At 62.8% G+C, this 19,122-nt stretch carries 17 protein-coding genes and 1 pseudogene; 9 read left to right on the top strand and 9 right to left on the bottom strand.

Annotated elements, in window-relative coordinates; genetic code table 11:
• Positions 1–10: 10 nt before the first annotated feature.
• The 5 genes from AC04SH_RS23780 to rpmG all read left to right on the top strand — a co-directional run bounded on the left by AC04SH_RS23780 (position 11) and on the right by rpmG (position 3,401).
• Positions 11–463, top strand: coding sequence for a DUF983 domain-containing protein (locus AC04SH_RS23780; RefSeq protein WP_488576904.1), 453 nt, complete (start codon positions 11–13; stop codon positions 461–463).
• Between the two features lie 87 nt (positions 464–550).
• Complete coding sequence (locus AC04SH_RS23775; protein ID WP_488576890.1) at positions 551–1,291, top strand: NUDIX hydrolase; 741 nt, start codon at positions 551–553, stop codon at positions 1,289–1,291.
• Between the two features lie 37 nt (positions 1,292–1,328).
• A complete protein-coding gene (locus AC04SH_RS23770) occupies positions 1,329–2,507 on the top strand; it encodes an MFS transporter (RefSeq protein WP_488576889.1) in 1,179 nt (392 codons plus the stop codon).
• A 113-nt stretch (positions 2,508–2,620) separates the two neighbouring features.
• Complete coding sequence (locus AC04SH_RS23765; RefSeq protein WP_488576888.1) at positions 2,621–3,079, top strand: YqfO family protein; 459 nt, start codon at positions 2,621–2,623, stop codon at positions 3,077–3,079.
• A 154-nt stretch (positions 3,080–3,233) separates the two neighbouring features.
• Entirely contained in the window at positions 3,234–3,401 is a 168-nt protein-coding gene (gene rpmG, locus AC04SH_RS23760; RefSeq protein WP_006201775.1) for a 50S ribosomal protein L33, read from the top strand.
• 406 nt (positions 3,402–3,807) lie between these two features.
• Here rpmG and AC04SH_RS23755 read toward each other — a convergent pair whose 3' ends face one another.
• Together AC04SH_RS23755 and AC04SH_RS23750 are read right to left on the bottom strand one after the other, a co-directional pair.
• A complete protein-coding gene (locus tag AC04SH_RS23755; RefSeq protein ID WP_488576887.1) occupies positions 3,808–5,181 on the bottom strand; it encodes a PleD family two-component system response regulator in 1,374 nt (457 codons plus the stop codon).
• A 33-nt stretch (positions 5,182–5,214) separates the two neighbouring features.
• Positions 5,215–5,586: a response regulator gene (locus AC04SH_RS23750; RefSeq protein ID WP_142864985.1), complete on the bottom strand. Its 372-nt coding sequence runs from the start codon at positions 5,584–5,586 to the stop codon at positions 5,215–5,217.
• A gap of 238 nt (positions 5,587–5,824) precedes the next feature.
• Between AC04SH_RS23750 and AC04SH_RS23745 the strand changes: the two genes are divergently transcribed.
• Complete coding sequence (locus AC04SH_RS23745; RefSeq protein WP_192258736.1) at positions 5,825–6,124, top strand: DUF3572 domain-containing protein; 300 nt, start codon at positions 5,825–5,827, stop codon at positions 6,122–6,124.
• Complete coding sequence (locus tag AC04SH_RS23740) at positions 6,121–6,774, top strand: hypothetical protein (protein WP_488576886.1); 654 nt, start codon at positions 6,121–6,123, stop codon at positions 6,772–6,774. The genes AC04SH_RS23745 and AC04SH_RS23740 overlap by 4 nt, the downstream gene beginning before the upstream one ends.
• Before the next feature lie 25 nt (positions 6,775–6,799).
• Here the strand turns inward: AC04SH_RS23740 and AC04SH_RS23735 are convergent, their stop codons facing one another.
• Complete coding sequence (locus AC04SH_RS23735; protein ID WP_488576885.1) at positions 6,800–8,311, bottom strand: hypothetical protein; 1,512 nt, start codon at positions 8,309–8,311, stop codon at positions 6,800–6,802.
• Positions 8,312–8,394: 83 nt separating this feature from the next.
• Positions 8,395–8,968, bottom strand: a pseudogene (locus AC04SH_RS23730) (GNAT family N-acetyltransferase).
• Between the two features lie 67 nt (positions 8,969–9,035).
• On the opposite strand from AC04SH_RS23730, the gene AC04SH_RS23725 reads away from it, so the two are divergent.
• Entirely contained in the window at positions 9,036–10,364 is a 1,329-nt protein-coding gene (locus AC04SH_RS23725) for a DNA polymerase IV (RefSeq protein ID WP_488576884.1), read from the top strand.
• 9 nt (positions 10,365–10,373) lie between these two features.
• On the opposite strand, the gene AC04SH_RS23720 is transcribed toward AC04SH_RS23725, so the two are convergent.
• The gene (locus tag AC04SH_RS23720; RefSeq protein WP_488576883.1) at positions 10,374–10,880 is read right to left on the bottom strand and encodes a hypothetical protein; all 507 of its coding nucleotides are present in this window, start codon (positions 10,878–10,880) and stop codon (positions 10,374–10,376) included.
• Positions 10,881–11,035: 155 nt separating this feature from the next.
• Positions 11,036–11,539: a hypothetical protein gene (locus tag AC04SH_RS23715; RefSeq protein WP_488576882.1), complete on the bottom strand. Its 504-nt coding sequence runs from the start codon at positions 11,537–11,539 to the stop codon at positions 11,036–11,038.
• A gap of 199 nt (positions 11,540–11,738) precedes the next feature.
• On the opposite strand from AC04SH_RS23715, the gene AC04SH_RS23710 reads away from it, so the two are divergent.
• A complete protein-coding gene (locus AC04SH_RS23710; RefSeq protein WP_488576881.1) occupies positions 11,739–12,620 on the top strand; it encodes a DMT family transporter in 882 nt (293 codons plus the stop codon).
• Positions 12,621–12,715: 95 nt separating this feature from the next.
• Here AC04SH_RS23710 and AC04SH_RS23705 read toward each other — a convergent pair whose 3' ends face one another.
• The 3 genes from AC04SH_RS23705 to AC04SH_RS23695 form a co-directional block, all read right to left on the bottom strand.
• A complete protein-coding gene (locus tag AC04SH_RS23705; RefSeq protein ID WP_477238438.1) occupies positions 12,716–13,111 on the bottom strand; it encodes a nuclear transport factor 2 family protein in 396 nt (131 codons plus the stop codon).
• A gap of 180 nt (positions 13,112–13,291) precedes the next feature.
• Complete coding sequence (gene dnaE, locus AC04SH_RS23700; protein ID WP_488576880.1) at positions 13,292–16,819, bottom strand: DNA polymerase III subunit alpha; 3,528 nt, start codon at positions 16,817–16,819, stop codon at positions 13,292–13,294.
• 111 nt (positions 16,820–16,930) lie between these two features.
• Entirely contained in the window at positions 16,931–18,943 is a 2,013-nt protein-coding gene (locus AC04SH_RS23695) for an acetyl-CoA carboxylase biotin carboxylase subunit (protein ID WP_488576879.1), read from the bottom strand.
• Positions 18,944–19,122 lie beyond the last annotated feature (179 nt).

Below are 19,122 nucleotides of genomic sequence, written 5' to 3'. Positions count from 1 at the left end.
AGAACTAGGGATGGCAAGCGAACTGGGGATCCAGGAACAGGTTTTCGGCGGTGAACATCATTCGGGCCGGGTCGCCCGCCCGCTATGGACGGCGATGAAGCGTGGCGCGCTTGGTCGCTGCCCGCATTGCGGCGAAGGCAAACTGTTTGCCGGCTTCACCAAGAGCGTCGATAAATGCAACGTCTGCGGCGAGGAGCTTTACCACCACCGCGCCGACGACCTACCCGCCTATCTCGTCATCGTCATTGTCGGCCACATCGTTCTCGGCGCCTTCATGGCTGTCGAGGCGACCTCGACGCTCTCCATGTGGCAGCACATCGCCATCTGGGTGCCGCTGACCATCGTGCTGTCGGTCGCTCTGCTGCAACCGGTCAAGGGCGCCGTCATCGGACTGCAATGGGCGCTCTATATGCACGGCTTCGGCGGCGAAAAGGACGGGACCGAGTCACGTCCCGGAACCTGACCCGCATCGGGCAATGTCGCCTGGCGCAACATGCCGACCGTGAAAGGCCACTTTCGTTTGCCAGAAGTTTCCGCTAGGTCCTGCGCCATGGAAGGTATGACCAAGGCGGAAGTCGACAGGATGGAGCGGGGCACGATCGCCCATGGCGGCCAGCCGATGCGTCCCCGCGACGCCGCAACCTTGATCCTGCTGAAACGCCAGGGTGACGAGGTGCTGGTGCTGATGGGCCGGCGCCATGCCGGCCACGCTTTCATGCCCGGCAAATTCGTCTTTCCCGGCGGCCGCACCGATCCGGCCGACAGCCGCATTGCCGTTGCCACAGCGCTTCATCCCGAGGAAGAAGCCAAGCTGACCGCCGGCGTAGGCCGCATCAGCTCGTCGCGGGCCCGCGCCATCGCGCTCTCGGCCATCCGCGAGACCTATGAGGAAGCCGGCCTGCTCATCGGCCGCAAGGCCGCCTTCGCAACGGACATGCGCGACTGGCAGGGCTTTGTCGAGCACGGCGTCCAGCCTTCGTTGGCACCGCTTCGCTTCATAGCCCGCGCCATTACCCCACCCAATCGGGTGCGTCGTTTCGACACAAGGTTCTTCAGCGCCTGGCGTAGCGATGTCGCCGTCGAGCTGCCGGGTGGCGGTCCGACCAATGAGCTGGAAGAACTGGTCTGGTTGCCGCTGGCCAAGGCGAGAGAGGCCGATATCCCCGACATAACCCGGACGATCCTGCAGGAGCTGGAAAAGCGACTTGCCGACGATCCGCGACTGCGCCCCGGTGGCTCCGCGCCGTTCTACCGGCTTGTCCGCAACCGCTTCGTTCGCGAAATTCTTTAGCCCCGAAATTCTCTAGCATCGAGTAATTAGGCATCCCATGACGGTCGATACCCAGCAAGAGGGCGACGAACGCGTACACTGGCTACCGATGGTGGCTGCGATCTCGTCCATCAGCGTCGTCGGCATCGCCATCGGCCTCGGCATGCCGCTGCTCAGCGTCATTCTGGAGACACGCGGCCATTCGGCTTCGATGATCGGCCTCAACACGGCGGTCGCCGGCCTCGCCTCGATCGCCGGCGCCCCGCTGGCCACACCGCTGGCGATGCGCTTCGGCGTCGCCTGGACGATGGTTGCCATGATCGTCGCCGGCGCGCTGGCCTTTGTCGGTTTTCATTTCGCCCCGGACTTCTGGATGTGGTTCCCGCTGCGCATCGTCCTGCACATCGCGCTCACGGTGCTGTTCATCCTGTCGGAATTCTGGATCAGCACATCGGCGCCGCCGCGCCGGCGTGGCCTGGTGCTCGGCATCTACGCCACCGTGCTGTCGCTCGGCTTTGCCGCCGGGCCGTGGATCTTCGCTCATATCGGCAGCACCGGCTTCAGGCCGTTCGGGGTCATCATCGTCCTGGTGGCGCTGGCCGCGATACCGGTGCTGGCAGCGCGCAACGAGAGCCCCACCATTGTAATTGACGGCGAGACCAGCCACTTCCTGCGCTACATCTGGCTGGTACCCACGGCGACTGCCGCCGTGCTCGTGTTCGGCGCCGTCGAGACCGGCGGCTTTGCGCTGTTCCCGGTCTATGGCAGCCGCATCGGCTATTCCGAAGCGGATGCAGCCCTTCTCCTGACCATGATCGGTCTCGGCAACGTGTTGCTGCAGATTCCGATCGGCATGATCAGCGACCGCGTCAGCGACCGCCGCTATCTGCTTTTGGCTTGCGCCGCGGTCGGGCTTGCCGGCACCATCTTCATGCCGTTCTTCGCGCAGAATTGGCACCTGATGGCGGCGCTTCTGTTCGTCTGGGGCGGTGTGGTGGCCGCCATGTACACGATCGGCCTTGCCCATCTCGGCTCCCAGCTTTCCGGACATGAACTGGCCTCGGCCAACGCCGCCTTCGTGCTCTGCTACGGTGTCGGCATGGTGCTCGGCCCGCAGGCCATCGGCATCGGCATGGACGCGTTCGGCCCGTCCGGGTTCGGCTGGTCGCTCGGCCTGTTCTTCGGTGCCTACATCGCCTTGGTTAGCGTCAGGCTGATACGCAAGCTCCTGTTGTAGCCGGCCGCAGCAAGCCCCTTTTCACAACGCACAGACACGGCTGCTGACAGAACCGTGTCAGGAGGCCTCAGCTAAAAGGGTGTCCCAAAACACCCAAGTTTGAGGATACTGCCATGATCGACAGCGGCTTTGAAACCACATCGTTACGCATGACGCTTCTGCTGCTTGTCAGCTTCCAGGCCCCGGCAGCCGATGTCGACCGCATCATGGACGCCGTGGTCGCGATCGCCCCGCTCGCCATGGGCAAATACGATCGCAACGCCTATCAAACAGCGCACGGCATCGAACGCTACAGGCCACTTGAAGGTGCTGCCGCCGGCGCCGAGACCGAATTGCGCCGCCGCCCCGGCACGGTCGAGGTCTCGTTCGAACTGCCCGATGACCAGCCGCTCGCCGCCCGCGTCGTCGAGGCGATTTTCCAGGCGCATTCCTATCAGGAGCCGGTGATCCGCATCCAGCCCATCCTCGCAAGTCGGTCCAAGGGCCTGGACGACCGCGCCAATCCGAATCGCTGGTGGAACACGACCGGCGACTGGAAGAAAGCGGCAGCGCCGATAGCGCAAAGCGCGTGATTTCAGGCCGAAGGCCGGCTTGCGTGGATCACTGAGAGTGCGCCGGGCTTGACTTTCCGGGCACGTTCTTTATGTGTCGCGCCAAGTTTCCCGCGTCCGGGTGTTTTCCCCCGCTCCAGCGGCCAAAACCCCACGAACATAACGGACTGATACAATGGCCAAAGCCGCAAACATCAAGATCAAGCTTCTGTCGACCGCCGACACCGGTTTCTTCTACGTGACCAGCAAGAACAGCCGTACCAAGACGGACAAGCTGTCCTTCCGCAAGTACGATCCGGTCGCCAAGAAGCATGTCGAGTTCAAGGAAACCAAGATCAAGTAATCTGGTTTTCCACACGTCTTTAAAACGCCGTCCCTTGGGGCGGCGTTTTTGTTTTGTAGGCTCAGAAAAGCCAGAAACCTCGGCAGCCTGACGCGGAGGGTTCAAGTAATTTTTGGCAAAAAAGGGGGCCGGTCGGCGTATGGCAGCGGTACGAGGAGGCCACTATGTGCCAGCGCCGGCCGGCCGACCCCACGGACCCAGGAGATGCGGCGGACCTGAGCATCATGGGGTATCTTCGGATCGATGCGGCTGTCTACCCTCGCGCCCGCATCGCCTTTGTTCTTGCACCGCACATTTGCGCAACAACGCTGGAAAATCAATAGTTTCTTAACCAAGCCTCCCGAATCGCTTGGATTAAGGTAAATTCCTAACCCTGTCCGGTTGACAGCATAATCGGCGGTCCAGCCTACGCCGCCTTGGCGACAACGCGGTTGCGGCCGCCGCTTTTGGCCTCGTAGAGCGCCACATCGGCGCGCTTCATCAGCGCCGCGACCGTGTCCGCGCCGTTCAGAACCGACGACACGCCGACGCTGACCGTGACCTCGATCATCTTGCCTTCTTGACCGATGGCAAACGGCAACTGGGCGATTTCGGCGCGAATGCGCTCCGCAACCTTTTCCGCCACCGCTGCGTCCGTATCCGGCATCACAACGACGAATTCCTCGCCGCCGAAGCGGCAGGCAAGATCGATGCCCCTGACATTCTTGCGCAGCCGCCGGGCGAATTCACGCAGCACGTCGTCGCCGCCATCATGGCCATGCGCGTCGTTGACGGTCTTGAAGCGGTCGAGATCGGTGATCATCACCGACAGAGGCCGCCGCCGAGCCACGGCGCGGTCGAACAGCGTCTGCAGATGGCTGTCGAGATAGCGCCGGTTGTGCAGCCCGGTCAGCCCGTCGGTCACCGCCATCTCGATGGTCTGGGTGACGCTGGCGCGGAGTTGGTCGTTGTAGCGCTTGCGGCGCACCTGCGTGCGCAGCCGCGCCATCAGCTCCTGCTGGTCGATCGGCCGCATCAGATAGTCGTTGATGCCGAGTTCGAGGCCGCGGATGATGCGGCCCTCCTCGCCTTCCTCGGCAAGCAGGATGATCGGCAGGAAGCGGGTGCGATCGAGCGAACGCAATTGCGAGCATAGCCGCAGCGGATCGAAATCGGCAAAACCGGTCGAGATCAGCACGCACTCATACGGCGCCTCGGCAGCCTGGAAGAAACCGGCATGCGGGTCGGTGGCAATGTCGAGCTCGGCGCTGCCCCGCAGCATTTTCTGGATGCGCTCGAAGGAGGATTTGCGCTCGTCGATCAACAGAACCTTTGGCGTCGCGTCGTCGGACGTGAAGCTGCGGCTCAACAGCGCCTCGATGCCGATGTTGCGGGTGGTCGAGGCGCGCAGACGCAGCTCGTCGGTCAGCGACTTCAACCTGACCAGGCTCTTCACGCGCGTCATCAGCTGCAAATCATTGACCGGCTTGGTCAGGAAATCGTCGGCGCCGGCCTCGAGGCCGCGCACCCGGTCCGAAACCTGGTCGAGCGCGGTGATCATGACCACCGGTATATGCGACGTCGCCGGATCGCTCTTCAGCCGCTTGCAGACCTCGAACCCGTCCATGTCGGGCATCATCACGTCCAGCAGCACGACATCGACCTTGCCGTTCTCGCAGGTCTCGATCGCATCCAGCCCGTTGGAGGCGGTCAGCACCTCGAAATATTCGGCCAGCAGCCGAACCTCCAGTAGCCGCACATTGGCAGGGATGTCGTCGACGACGAGAATCCGCGCAGTCATTTCACAAGGCTCCGGCTGGAATGGGTGCTGGCATCAGGCATCACCCAGATAGGATTTGATGGTTTCGATGAAACGCGGCACCGAGATCGGCTTGGAGATGTAGGCCTCGCAGCCCCCTTGGCGAATACGTTCCTCGTCGCCCTTCATGGCGAAGGCGGTGACGGCAATCACCGGAATGGAACGGAGGTCGTCATCCTCCTTCAGCCATTTCGTCACTTCCAGGCCTGACACTTCCGGCAGCTGGATATCCATCAGGATCAGGTCTGGCCGGTGCTGGCGCGCCAGATCGAGCGCCTCGAGGCCGTTGCGCGTGCGCACCGTCTCGTAACCGCTGGCTTCGATGAGGTCCCGAAAGAGCTTCATATTGAGCTCATTGTCCTCGACGATCATCACCTTCTTAGGCATCGATTTCCCGTCCCGGCCGGGCTTCTGGCTGAAGCCCGCCGTCATGCGCCCTTGTCGGAGCACACCAAACCCTCCTTCACTCTACGACAATATGATTGACGAAACGGAAACCCGCAGCTGTAAAAGCCCTTCGGATTCCACCTCGAAAACCACATTGGATTGGGGCGGTGGCTTGCCGCAAGCGACGCTTGCCATTACTGCGGAAAAGAGACTCATTTCCGCAAACCAGAAGGTAATGATGGCAAACGCAGCGTCAATGCGCGAGGAGGCGGAAACCATTGCCGTGAAGGCATTGGGCTTCGTCGCCGCGGACCCCGAACTCCTGCCGCGCTTCCTGGCGATCACCGGCATCGAGGCGTCTGCTATCCGGCGCGCCGCAGCCGAACCAGGATTCCTTGCCGGCGTCCTGCAGTTCATCCTAGCCCACGAGCCGACCTTGCTGCGCTTTGCCGAGGAAACCGGCACCCCGCCGGCTGCCGTCGGCAAGGCGTTGCGCGCGCTGCCGCTTGGCGGCGATGACCATGAGCATTCGATATGAGCGACGATCCCGAGACGGCACGCCAGATCGCCGAACTTGCAGCCGACGACCGGCCTCTGCTGATCCTCGACGTCGATGATGTCGTGCTCGAATTCATCCGGCCGTTTCCGCATTTCCTAAAATCGCGCGGCTTTGGGCTCACGCTGGCCTCCTTCCGCCTCACCGGCAACATCGCCGAAACGGCGAGCGGCCGGCTGATCGAACAGCCGGAGGTGACGGCACTGCTTGGCGATTTCTTCGACGCGCAGGCTGACTGGCAGAGCGTCACCGACGGCGCTGAACAAGCGCTTGCCAGTCTCGGCGACCGTGCCGAAATCGTCCTTTTGACCGCCATGCCGCACAGCCATCGCGCGGCGCGCCGCGCCCATCTCGATGCGCTCGGGCTGCCCTACCCGCTTTTGACCACCGAAATGGCCAAGGGACCGGCGGTGGCGAAATTGCGCGGCAGCAAAGGGCGGCCCGTGGCCTTTGTCGACGATCAGCCGTCCAACCTCATCTCAGCGCGCAATTCCGTCGCGGATGCGCACCTGTTCCATCTGATGGCTGACAATTCGCTGCGCGCCTACCTGCCGCCGGTGCCGGACGACATCGTCTCGGTCGAGGACTGGCGCGACGCCGCGCCGAAGATCGCCAGCGCGCTCGGGCTCTAAGCCCAAACTCTTGCAAGCCTGATGGTCAGGGCTGCAGCTTCGCCCCTGCACCGCCACTATTGCCCTCGCCAGGGCTCGCACCCTGACCGGCGCCGTCTTCCACGGCCGGATCGGGGCCCTTCAGCATGGCGCCGTTGACCGTCACCGACCCATCGTGCCTGGCGTTGATCACCCATTCGATACGGCCGTCCGGCAGCGTCTTGGCGAATCCCTTGATGGCCAACGCGCCGGTAAAAGCCTGCGAGGCCTGTGGGTCCGTCTTCGCCGCCTCCTGCAGGCTCGCCACGATCTTGTCGTAGCCGGTGACGTCGATGGTCACGTTGGCGTCGGGCTTCTCGCCGGGGAAGGTCATCTCGCCTTCCATCGCGATCACGATACTGTCGTTCCCGACCGTGCTGTGGCCGAGAACGAATTTTGGTGTCTTGGCCAGGAAATCGGCGGAGATCTCGTCGCCGAAATCTGCCGGCAGCGGCGGATCCTTGCTGAAATCAAGCGTTTCGATGGTTTTCTTGGCCATGCTGTCGAGATCGATGTTGGCGCCGCCGAAGTTCAGGTCGATATCCGTTGGCAGCAATGCGACGCTCCAGCCGGGCAACACCTGCTGCGGCACCGTCAGGCCGGAGGCCTTGATGGCGTAATTGATCTTGCCGTCCTTGGCGATGCCGTCCATGCCGACTGCGGTGTCCAACTGCGCCGCACCGAAATTGCCGACATATGTTTCAATGGCGAGTTTCTTGAATGTGTAGGTCCCGTCGATCCGTTCCCATAGCGGCAACGCTCCGAGCAGAAGCGTTTTGAGTTCTGCTTGATCGGCTTTGAGCCGTGCTTCGTCTTCATGGGCGACGGCGAATGCCAAAAGGTCGAGAAGCGGCTTGGTCCGAATGGCTTTGGCAGTCGCGTTCACAGCGAGTTCGGGTGCCTTGAGCGCTGCGACTGCCCGGTCGTCGATTTTGACCGTTTCGACGAAGTCTGCCATCGCCTGTGTCACGTTAAGGTCGACGCCGCCATTGGCAGATTTGCTGGCGGTAAACTTGGAAGAACCCGGCCCAACGCTCAAATCTGTCAATTGCCTGGGCTGGCGCGACGTCATCGTCATGCTCGCTATGGAACCGGCGCCGTCGACGAATGCCGCCAGTTCCGGGTCATACACGCCCGTGAACTTGCCATCCTTGACAGCGATTTGCGCGCTGTTCGGCCCATCCGGGCCATTTACCTCGAACGACCCGGTTGTAGAGAAGTCCGAGGAGACATCCCAGCCTCCGTCGCCGCGGGGTTTGACCAGCAACGTGACGGGCGGGAAATCGAACTTCACCAGGTCCTGCTTCGGCATTTTCGCCGCAAGCGCCTTCATATCGAAAGTGATCTTGTAGGTACTCCCTTCGGCAGAGACCTTCAAAATACCTTCATTGAGCGCCTGTTTTCCGACATAGCGGGAAAGCTCATCGGTAAGTTGCTTGGCGCCCTCGCTGTCGACCGTCTGGCAAAACGCCGGTGCGCTGCAGGCAAGAAGCAAAACAAATGGCAAAACGCGCTTCATATCGATCCTCCACTCTATTGCAGCTGTGACCACTGGTAGGGAAATACAATCACAGCTGCAAGACAAACCCCATGCATTGCTGGCTACAGCACCAGCCGCATCAGCGGCCGGCCGGCCTTGCGTTCGACAAGCCGCTCGAAGCCGGCCTTTTCAAACACACGCGACGAGCCGACGAACAGCCCGATCGAACGCGAATCGCGCGACACATCGATCGGACAGGCCTCGACCAGCCGCGCTTTGTTCTGGCGGGCAAAGGCGATGCCGCCCTCGACCAGGCGATGACTGATGCCCCTGCCGCGCGCACTGGCGCGGATGAAGAAGCAGGAGATCGCCCACACGCCGGGATCGGTGGCGTCGGACGGATCGACCGGCGCCGAACCCCTGCCCCGATTGTTCCATTCGGGAACGTCGGCGCGCGGGCCGATCTGCATCCAGCCGACCGCGACGCCGTCCTCGAAAGCCAAAAGCCCCGGCGGCGGCCCGGCCTCGATGCGCGCCTTGATAAGATCCTTGTTGCGCTGCTTGTCGCTGGCGCGCCGCGCCGCCGGCGCCTGTCTGAAATAGGTGCACCAGCAGCCATAGCAGGCGCCCTGCTTGCCGAAAAGGCCCTCGAAATCCGCATAGGTCGGGCTTGAGCGGCGCTATGGTCGTGCTCATGAGTTCTCTCCCGGCTAACCGCTTGTGGCGGCTTCCGTCCTGACGTACCATTGCATTTGTTCTCTTTATGTTCGCAGCGATGGCGGCCCCTGTCAACAATCCCGAGCACGGTTTTTGCCGCGACTGCCTGACCCTACAGCGCAGCGATGTCAGACGCTGCGAGCGCTGCGGCAGTCCCCGGCTCGCCCGTCATCCGGAACTCTACCGGCTGCATCTTGCCCATGTCGATTGCGATGCCTTCTATGCGGCGATCGAAAAGCGCGACAACCCGGCGCTGAAGGACAAGCCGCTGATCATCGGTGGCGGCAAGCGCGGCGTCGTCTCCACCGCCTGCTACATCGCCCGCATCAAGGGCGTGCGCTCGGCAATGCCGATGTTCAAGGCGCTCGAGGCCTGTCCGGAGGCGGTCGTCATCCCGCCCAATATGGAAAAATATGTCCGCGTCGGCCGCGAAGTGCGCGCGCTGATGCAGGCGCTGACGCCGCTGGTCGAGCCGCTCTCGATCGACGAGGCGTTTCTCGACCTCGCCGGCACCGAGCGTCTGCACGGCATGCCGCCGGCAGTGGTGCTGGCGCGCTTTGCACTGACCGTCGAAAAGGAAATCGGCATCACCGTTTCGGCCGGCCTCTCCTACTGCAAGTTCCTGGCCAAGGTCGCCTCCGATTTCCGCAAGCCGCGCGGATTTTCTGTGATCGGCGAGGCCGAGGCGTTGGGTTTCTTGGCCGAGCAGCCGGTGACGCTGATCTGGGGCGTCGGCAAGGCTCTTGCCGCAACGCTGGAACGCGACGGCATCCGCACCATCGCCCAGCTGCAGCGCATGGAGCGCGCCGATCTGATGCGCCGCTATGGTGTGATGGGCACCCGGCTCTACCATCTGTCGCGCGGCCAGGATGACCGCCGTGTCGACCCCGATCAGGATGCAAAAAGCGTCTCGGCCGAAACCACTTTCGACACTGATATAGCTGAAATGGACGAGCTGGTTCCGGTGCTGCGAGGACTGTCTGAAAAGGTTTCGGCGCGGCTGAAAAAGTCAGGCATTGCCGGGCGCACCGTGGTGCTGAAGCTGAAGACGCAGGATTTCAAGCTGCGCACCCGCAACCGCCAGCTCGGCGACCCGACAAGGCTGGCCGACCGCATTTTCCAGACCGGGCTCGACCTGTTGCGCAAGGAGGCGGACGGAACGAAATACCGACTGCTCGGCATCGGCATCAGCGATCTCTCGGATGACGGGAAGGCCGATCCGCCCGATCTCGTCGATGTCGGCTCGCGCAAGCGAGCCATGGCCGAAAGCGCCATCGACACGCTGCGCGACAAGTTCGGCAAGAAGGCGGTGGAAACCGGCTACACCTTCGGCAAGGGTCGCAACGCCAACCCACCGGAGCCGATCGAGGATTGACGCTCTCGGTCAGATGCGCTGCAGATCGATGCGGCTCGTCACCACGCTCTTGCCGGTTTTCGGATCGACGTCGGTAACGGTCAACCGCATTCCGTCGCCGCTGGTTTTCTCGACAGTCAATCGCGCCTTGCGGTCGCCATTGACCTCCGTCGCCCAGCGAATGCCAAGATTGATCGCGTTGCCCGAGCGGCTGCCGGCGAGCTGTGCCGGCCCGGTACGCGATCCGACATAGACGCCGGTGTACTTCGCCCCGCTGGCCTTCAAATCCGCGCTGATCGCGCGCGTCACCACGACAAGACCACGGCAGTTGCCGTCAAGCGACAATGAGGTCGACGTCGCGTCGGAATTGAAGGTGCAGGACACATTCACCGTCGGTGCGTCGGTGGTGACCTTGACTGTGCCCTTGCCGGAGAAATTCCCTTGCAAGGAACTCAGAAAATTCGCCTCGTCGGCATGGGCTGCGCCGCTTGCAGTCATGAGGCAGCCGGCTAGCAGAAGTCGCGCCAATGATTTCATCGGAACCTCTCCCCCGTTGAAAAACGGTACGCCCAGGAACTTGGCAAATACCGGGAGTCAACGCCTGCCGCGGCGTCAGGTTCCTTCCAATGTGACTGTTCTGCAAGCGCGGCTGGCCCGTCGATGTATCGCCCAGCACGGCACGAGTGGAGGTTTCAGCTTCGGTTGAGATCGATCCTGCTTGTCACCACCGTGTTGCCGGTCTTGGGATCGACGTCGGTCACGGTCAGGCGCATGGCGTCGGCGCCGATCTTTTCCACGATCATCTGGGCATCGCGATCGCCGTTGACGATCTTCGCCCAGCGGATGTCGAGGTTGATCGCATCGCCGGTGCGGCTGCCGCTTAGCGCCGCCGGTCCGCTTTTCGAACCGACATAGGTGCCGCTGTAGGTCGCTCCGCTGGTCGTCAGGTCGGCGCGGATTTCACGCGTCATGATCATCATGGCGCGGCAGGTGCCGTCCAGCGCCAGCGACGTATCCGTCGTATCCGACGTGAAGGTACAGGAAATGTTCATGACCGGCGAATTCGTCCTGATTCTGACAGTTCCTTTGCCGGCAAATGTTCCTTGCAACAAGCGCAGAGAGCTCGCTTCGTCGGCATGTGCCGCCGTCGTTGACAACAGGCAGGCGGCAATCAGCAACCCGGCGACTGATTTCATCCAGAATCCCCTCTCGCGATCACAAAGGTGGCGACTCCCCCGGGAGTTAGCCGACGCTAGACTCGAAACGAGCGCCATCGGCAGGTTCCGCCTTCGACGTGACGGTTTTTTTACAACCGTCTCTGCACCGCCCCGCTGGCCCAGTCGAATGCTTCGACTAACGGTTGCGGCGCGCCTGCCGGCTTGCGACATAGCGCGCATGGCCCCTGCTCCCTCGATCCCCAAGGCCGCCTTCTGGATGGCGCTGTCGATCACGTCATTCCTGGCGATGTCGGTCGCCGGCCGCGCCACGACCGCAGAGCTCAACGTCTTCCAGGTGCTGGAACTGCGCTCGGTGATCGGCTTTTTCATCCTGTTGCCGCTGGTGATGATGAGCGGCGGTTTCGCCGCGATGCGCACGCAGCGCCCAATGGCCCATATCGCCCGCAACGTCATCCACTATACCGGCCAGGCGGCCTGGCTCTATGCGCTGACGCTCATCCCGCTTGCGGTGCTGATCTCGATCGAATTCACCACGCCGATCTGGACCGCCATCCTGGCCGTCAGCTTCCTTGGCGAGAAACTGTCGCGGCCAAGGCTGGCGGCGATCGTGCTCGGCCTGGTCGGCGTGGTGGTGATTGTGCGCCCTGGCGTCGGCTCCATCGATCCGGGCCACCTCGTGGTTCTCGGCGCCGCGGTCTGCTTCGGCATTTCGCTGGTGCTGGTCAAATCGCTGACGCGCACCGACAGTGTCGTGCGCATCATCTTCTGGATGCTGGTCATCCAGTCGGCGGTCGGCCTCGTGCCGGCCCTCTCTGAGTGGCGCAATCCCTCGCTGGCGCTCTGGCCGTGGATTTTCGTCATCGCCTTCACCGGCATGTCATCGCATTTCTGCCTGGCCCGCGCGCTCGTCTATGCCGACGCCACGATCATCTCGCCGATGGACTTCCTGCGCGTGCCGCTGTCGGCGCTGGTCGGCTGGCTGCTCTACAGCGAGCAGATCGACATTTTTACCGCCGGCGGCGCCCTGCTGATCCTGATGGGCAACCTGCTCAACCTGCAGCGCAAGGCGCCAAAACCGGCCGAAGTGGCGGCGTCGTAGCGATCCACCCGTCAGTTCCCCTCATCAGGTATGTTGAGCAAGTGGCGGATTGCGTAACGTCCGGCGCGCAAGCCGTCCAGGGGCCGGGGACGTCGTCAGCGTTGCACCGTGCCATCGGGCCCGACAACGCCCCAGGCGGTCGCCGTATCGTAGAAGAACTGCTCCTTGGCGATCCGATCACCGCGCCACTGCTGCAGCGCCACCTCTTCCAGCCGCTGGACGACACCATCCTTGTCGGTCTTGTCGAATGTCCAGCGGATGGCGACGTTGTCACCGTCGACCAGGAAAGTCTGGACGGGATGCGTGTGCATCTTCTGGAGTTGGTCCAAAACCGATTGCTCGCGCGCCATCAGCATTTCCTTGCCGCGCCGCGGGACGCCGAGATTCTCCTGCATGGTTGCATCGTCATGGTAGAAGTCGGCGATCGCCTTGACATGGCTGCCTTTGACCACCTCCTTGAGGAAGGCTTCGACGCGTTCGCGGCTGGGCATGATTGTGCGTTCCTTTGAAGTTCGTACTCAACGCATGTGGTTCAAAGGAGCTTCACTTCAACCATGCGGGGCATGCTGGCCCTATCGGCCGCAATGCCAGGCCCACAACTATGTTACGCAGCGATGCGCTGGCCGACGTCCATGTGATTGCCGTCGGCATCGCCTGAATATCAGCGCAGCCTAGACGAGTTCGACTTCCACCACACCCGGCACAGCCCGCATCGCAGAGGCGATCTGCGGCGAGATGCGGTAGCGGTTGGGCAGTTCGATCTCGACCTCGCCCTGCGCCTCTTCTTTGATGACGATAATGCTTACCTGACTTTCCCCACGCTGGGTAAGCTGCGATTGAATCGCCGATGCAGGCCCGTCATTTCGCACGAAAATGCGCAGCGCCTTTTGGATGCGGCTTGCCTCATCCTCCAGCGACTGCACCGTCTGGATGCGCAGATTGACGCCTTCCGGCCGGTCCTCGGCCGAAACGGTGATCACCACCGAGCGGCCCGGCTCGAGCAGATCGCGATATTGCGCCAGCCCCTCGGAAAACAGCACGGCCTCATACTGGCCCGACGTGTCGGAAAAGGCGATGACGCCCATCTTGTTGCCGGTGCGCGTCTTGCGCTCCTGCTTGGTGGTGACTGTGCCGGCGAGCCGCCCGGCAGCGGCACCGCGTTTGACCGCGGCCGAGAACTCGCCCCAGTTCTGCACCCGCATTTTCTGCAGCGCCGCCTTGTACTCGTCTAGCGGATGCGCCGAGAGATAAAAGCCGACCACCTGGAATTCGCGGTGCAGCCGGTCCGCTGCAAGCCATGGATCGGTCGGCGGCAAATTGAGCGCCTGCTGCTGCGCGCCAAGAGAAGCGCCGAAAATGTCGTGCTGGCCCGAAATCGCGTTCTGCTGCGCCAGCGAGGCCAGCCCCATCATCCGTTCGACGCCGGCCATCATCTGGGCGCGGTCATGGCCGAAACAATCGAGCGCGCCGGCCATGATCAGGCTTTCGAAGACGCGCTTGCCAACGATCTTCGGGTCGACCCGTTCGCAGAAATCGGCGAGGTTCTTGAACGGCTTTTCGCCGCGCATCGCGACGATATGCTCGACCGCCGCATCGCCAACGCCCTTCAGCGCCGCAAGCGAATAATAGATGCGGTTCTCGCCGACTTCGAAATTGCGGAAGCTGGTCATCACCGACGGCGCCACCACCTCGATGCCTAGGCGCAGCGCATCCTGGCGGAAATCGGCGAGCTTGTCGGTGTTACCCATATCGAGCGTCATCGACGCCGCCAGGAATTCGACCGGGTAGTGCGCCTTGAGATAGGCGGTCTGGTAGGACACGACGGCGTAGGCGGCAGCGTGCGATTTGTTGAAGCCGTAGTCGGCGAACTTGGCCAAAAGGTCGAAGATGAAGTCGGCCTGCGGCTTGCCGACGCCACGCTCGACGGCGCCCGAGACGAAGCGCTCGCGCTGCTTGTCCATCTCGGCGCGGATCTTCTTGCCCATGGCGCGGCGCAGAAGGTCGGCTTCGCCGAGCGAATAGCCCGACAGCTCCTGCGCGATCTGCATCACCTGTTCCTGGTAGACGATGACGCCTTGCGTCTCCTTCACCAGATGGTCGATCTTGGGATGGATAGAGGCCATCTCCTCCTCGCCATGTTTTCTGGCATTGTAGGTCGGGATGTTCTCCATCGGGCCGGGACGGTAGAGCGCCACCAGCGCGATGATGTCCTCGATGCAGTCGGGCCGCATGCCGATCAGCGCCTTGCGCATGCCGGCACTTTCCACCTGGAACACACCGACCACTTCGCCGCGCGACAGCATGGCGTAGGTGTCGGGATCGTCGAGCGGGATCGTCGCCAGGTCGATCTCGATGCCGCGGCGGCGGATCAGCTTCACCGCCGTCTCCAGCACCGTCAGCGTCTTCAGGCCGAGGAAGTCGAACTTCACCAGCCCGGCCTGCTCGACATATTTCATGTTGAACTGGGTGACCGGCATGTCCGAGCGCGGATCGCGGTACATCGGCACCAGTTCCGACAAAGGCCGGTCGCCGATGACGATGCCGGCGGCATGCGTCGAGGCGTGGCGGTAGAGGCCTTCCAGTTTCTGCGCCATATCGAGCAGCGTCTGCACGATCGGCTCCTTCTCGGCCTCCTCGGCAAAGCGCGGCTCGTTGGCGATGGCATCCGCCAGCTTTACCGGATTGGCCGGGTTTTGCGGCACCATCTTGGACAGCTTGTCGACCTGGCCGTAGGGCATCTGCAGCACGCGGCCAACGTCGCGCAGCACCGCACGGGCCTGCAGCGTACCGAAGGTGATGATCTGCCCGACCTGATCGCGGCCGTATTTCTGCTGGACGTAGCGGATGACCTCTTCGCGCCGGTCCTGACAGAAGTCGATGTCGAAGTCGGGCATCGACACGCGGTCCGGGTTGAGGAAGCGCTCGAACAGAAGCGAGAAGCGCAGCGGGTCGATGTCGGTGATGGTCGTCGAATAGGCAACCAGCGATCCGGCGCCCGAACCGCGGCCCGGCCCAACCGGAATGCCTTGCGACTTCGCCCATTTGATAAAGTCGGCAACGATCAGGAAGTAGCCGGGGAATTTCATCTTCTCGATGATGGAAAGCTCGAAATCGAGCCGCTCGCGATACTGCTCGGCGGTATAGCCGGCAGTGGGTCCATGCGCCGCCAGCCGTGCATCGAGCCCTTCATAGGCCTGGCGGCGCAGCTCGTCGGCCTCGGCCTTCAGCGCCACCTCATTGTCGGCGACATCGCCCCCGGTAAAACGCGGCAGGATCGGGTTGCGGGTTTTGGGATAATAGGAGCAGCGCAGCGCGATCTCGACAGTGTTATCGATGGCTTCCGGCAGGTCGGCGAACAACCTTGCCATGTCGGCCTGGCTGCGCAGGAAATTGTCCGCTGTCAGGCGGCGGCGGTTGTCGGCGGCGACGACCGAACCCTCGGCAATCGCGATCAGCGCGTCGTGTGCGTCATAGTCGTCGCGGGCAGAGAAGAACGCCTCATTGGTGGCGACCAGCGGCAGGTCATGGACATAGGCAAGATCGACCGTCGATTTCTCGATCGCGCGGTCATAGCCGGAAACCCGATCCAGTTCGACATAGAGCCGGTCGCCAAACAGCGCCTTGAGCGCCAGCAGCCGCGCTTCGGCGAGATCGCGGCGGTCCTCCTTCAGGGCCCGACCTATCGGACCGCGCGGGCCGCCGCTGAGGCAGATCAGGCCATCGCTATGGCCCTCAAGCATTGCTGACGTCAGATGCACGGCCTCGCCCGGCGGCGTCTCCAGATAGACCTGACTGACCAGCCTGACCAGATTGCCATAGCCGGCCTCGGTGGCGGCGAGCAGCACCACGGCATGCATCTCCGGCCCATGGCGGCGGCGGTCGCGCTGCGCGTCGCTGGTCTCGCCGGAAAAGGCGAGATCGATCTGGCAGCCGATGATCGGCTGGATGCCTTCCTTCACCGCCTTCTGAGCGAATTCCAGTGCACCGAACAGATTGTTGGTGTCGGTGACGGCGATGGCCGGGCACTCGTCCTTGACGGCATGACCGACAACGGCGCCGACCTGCAAGGCTCCTTCGAGCAGCGAATAGGCCGAATGCACGCGCAGATGGATGAATGGCCGCGCCGGTGCCTCCGGGCGCGAAGCGGCGATCGCTGCTTCGCGCTTCAGGGGATCGCGGGGAAGTTTATCATCCGCCATGGTGTTTCAATTGCTCGAAGGGCTTTGAGTCGATGGAAATGTATTGTCCGGGACCGGGCGATGCCAGTCCAGCACAAATGAACACCGACCACAGGCTTCCGTAGCCTTGCCTTATGCGAACTCCATGATCACCGCGTCCACGGCAAGGCTATCGCCAGGTTTGGCGTTGAGCTTCGACACGACAAGATCACGGTCGGCGCGCAGCACGTTTTCCATCTTCATCGCCTCGACCACGGCCAGCGTCTCGCCGGCCTTGACCTCCTGCCCCTCGACAACCGCGATCGACACGACCAGGCCCGGCATCGGGCAAAGCAGCATCTTGGACGTGTCCGGCGCCACCTTTTCCGGCATTAGCCGTTCCAGCTCCGCTATGCGCGGCAGCATGGCGCGTGCGTTCACCGACATGCCTTTCCAGGCGATGCGCAAGCCGTTCGGCAGCGGCCTGATCTGCGCTGTAACCTTGCGGGCGCCGACATGACCGCGCCAGATCAGATCGCCCGGCCGCCAGTCGGAAGTCACCGTCAGCGCCTTGCCGCCATTGACCGACAGGTCGATTTCCATCGGGATGGAGACCATGCCTTCCAGGATCGAGGCGAAAAGATAATCCTCGCCGATCTTCACCACCCAGTCGCGTTTGAGCGCACCCGAATGCGGCGCCAGCCGTCCGCCCAACCGGTCGAGCCGGTCGCGGCGCAGAAGCTCGACCGCGGTCGCGATTGCCGCCAGCACGGCTTTTTCGTCAGCGTCGGGTACGATCGGCGCAAAACCATCAGGATATTCCTCGGCGATGAAACCGGTCGATATCCGCCCTTCGCGCCAGCGCGGATGCTGCATCAGCGCTGCCAGAAACGGGATGTTGTGCTCGATGCCGTCGACGACAAAACTGTCGAGCGCCTCCGACATGGCATCGATCGCCTCGATACGCGTCGGCGCCCAGGTGCAGAGCTTTGCCACCATCGGGTCATAGAACATCGAAATCTCGGAGCCTTCGGTGACGCCGGTGTCGTTGCGGATGATGACGTTGCCGAACGTGCCCTCCTCCGGCGGCCGGTAGCGCGTCAGCCGGCCGATCGACGGCAGGAAATTGCGATAGGGATCCTCGGCATAGAGCCGGCTTTCCACCGCCCAGCCGTTCAGCTTGACGTCGCTCTGCTTGATGCCGAGCTTTTCGCCGGCCGCGACGCGGATCATCTGCTCGACCAGATCAATGCCGGTGACGAGCTCGGTGACCGGATGCTCGACCTGCAATCGTGTATTCATTTCAAGGAAATAGAAGTTCTTTTCAGCGTCGACGATGAACTCGACGGTGCCGGCGCTCTGATAGTCGACCGCCTTGGCCAGCGCGACTGCCTGCTCGCCCATCGCCTTCCTGGTTTTGGCATCGAGGAATGGCGACGGCGCCTCTTCGGCGACCTTCTGGTTGCGGCGCTGGATCGAGCATTCGCGCTCGCCGAGGTAGAGCGCGGTGCCATGCGCATCGGCCAACACCTGGATCTCGATATGGCGCGGATCGACGACGAATTTCTCGATGAAGACACGGTCGTCGCCGAACGAGCTTTTGGCTTCCGAGCGCGCCCGGTCGAAGCCGTCGCGCACCTCGGCCTCGCTCCAGGCGATGCGCATGCCCTTGCCGCCGCCGCCGGCCGAAGCCTTGATCATCACGGGATAGCCGATCTCGCCGGCGATCTTTTCGGCATGGTCGGCATTCTCGATCACGCCAAGCCAGCCGGGTACCGTCGAAACCTTGGCCGCATTGGCGAACTTCTTCGATTCGATCTTGTCGCCCATCGCCTTGATCGCTTTGGGTTTCGGACCGATGAAGACAATGCCCTCGGCCTCTAGCGCTTCGCAGAAGGCGGCCCGTTCCGACAGGAACCCGTAGCCGGGATGCACGGCCTGCGCGCCTTTTTCCTTGCAGGCAGCGATGATTTTCTCAGGCACGAGATAGCTCTGCGCGGCGGGCGACGGCCCGATATGCACAGCTTCGTCGGCCATCTCGACATGCATGGCGTCGCGATCAGCGTCGGAATAAACCGCGACGGTGGCGATGCCCATCTTGCGCGCCGTCTTGATGACGCGGCAAGCGATCTCGCCGCGATTGGCGATCAGGATTTTCGTGAACATCGAAGGCGCTTCCTCGGGTCTTTCGTCCTTCTTATGGGCTTCGGCAGCCCGGCTCAAGCACCGCCCGGCCGCGCACCCACCAAGACACTTCCGGCACGCCAGGCCCGAGTCGCGCGACAAAGGTCGGGCTCGCCGACGCCTGGGCCAAGATTTGCGCCATATTTGGTCGCCAAATCGGG

The sequence above is a fragment of the Mesorhizobium sp. CNPSo 4688 genome (assembly GCF_057784295.1).
This window is presented reverse-complemented; position numbering and strand designations above follow the sequence as displayed.

Excerpts from the sequence above, each read along its gene's own strand:
- AC04SH_RS23780 (WP_488576904.1), top strand. The coding sequence starts at position 11 with ATGGCAAGCGAACTGGGGATCCAGGAACAGGTTTTCGGCGGTGAACAT.
- AC04SH_RS23775 (WP_488576890.1), top strand. The coding sequence starts at position 551 with ATGGAAGGTATGACCAAGGCGGAAGTCGACAGGATGGAGCGGGGCACG.
- AC04SH_RS23770 (WP_488576889.1), top strand. The coding sequence starts at position 1,329 with ATGACGGTCGATACCCAGCAAGAGGGCGACGAACGCGTACACTGGCTA.
- AC04SH_RS23765 (WP_488576888.1), top strand. The coding sequence starts at position 2,621 with ATGATCGACAGCGGCTTTGAAACCACATCGTTACGCATGACGCTTCTG.
- rpmG (WP_006201775.1), top strand. The coding sequence starts at position 3,234 with ATGGCCAAAGCCGCAAACATCAAGATCAAGCTTCTGTCGACCGCCGAC.
- AC04SH_RS23755 (WP_488576887.1), bottom strand. The coding sequence starts at position 5,181 with ATGACTGCGCGGATTCTCGTCGTCGACGACATCCCTGCCAATGTGCGG.
- AC04SH_RS23750 (WP_142864985.1), bottom strand. The coding sequence starts at position 5,586 with ATGCCTAAGAAGGTGATGATCGTCGAGGACAATGAGCTCAATATGAAG.
- AC04SH_RS23745 (WP_192258736.1), top strand. The coding sequence starts at position 5,825 with ATGGCAAACGCAGCGTCAATGCGCGAGGAGGCGGAAACCATTGCCGTG.
- AC04SH_RS23740 (WP_488576886.1), top strand. The coding sequence starts at position 6,121 with ATGAGCGACGATCCCGAGACGGCACGCCAGATCGCCGAACTTGCAGCC.
- AC04SH_RS23735 (WP_488576885.1), bottom strand. The coding sequence starts at position 8,311 with ATGAAGCGCGTTTTGCCATTTGTTTTGCTTCTTGCCTGCAGCGCACCG.
- AC04SH_RS23725 (WP_488576884.1), top strand. The coding sequence starts at position 9,036 with ATGTTCGCAGCGATGGCGGCCCCTGTCAACAATCCCGAGCACGGTTTT.
- AC04SH_RS23720 (WP_488576883.1), bottom strand. The coding sequence starts at position 10,880 with ATGAAATCATTGGCGCGACTTCTGCTAGCCGGCTGCCTCATGACTGCA.
- AC04SH_RS23715 (WP_488576882.1), bottom strand. The coding sequence starts at position 11,539 with ATGAAATCAGTCGCCGGGTTGCTGATTGCCGCCTGCCTGTTGTCAACG.
- AC04SH_RS23710 (WP_488576881.1), top strand. The coding sequence starts at position 11,739 with ATGGCCCCTGCTCCCTCGATCCCCAAGGCCGCCTTCTGGATGGCGCTG.
- AC04SH_RS23705 (WP_477238438.1), bottom strand. The coding sequence starts at position 13,111 with ATGCCCAGCCGCGAACGCGTCGAAGCCTTCCTCAAGGAGGTGGTCAAA.
- dnaE (WP_488576880.1), bottom strand. The coding sequence starts at position 16,819 with ATGGCGGATGATAAACTTCCCCGCGATCCCCTGAAGCGCGAAGCAGCG.
- AC04SH_RS23695 (WP_488576879.1), bottom strand. The coding sequence starts at position 18,943 with ATGTTCACGAAAATCCTGATCGCCAATCGCGGCGAGATCGCTTGCCGC.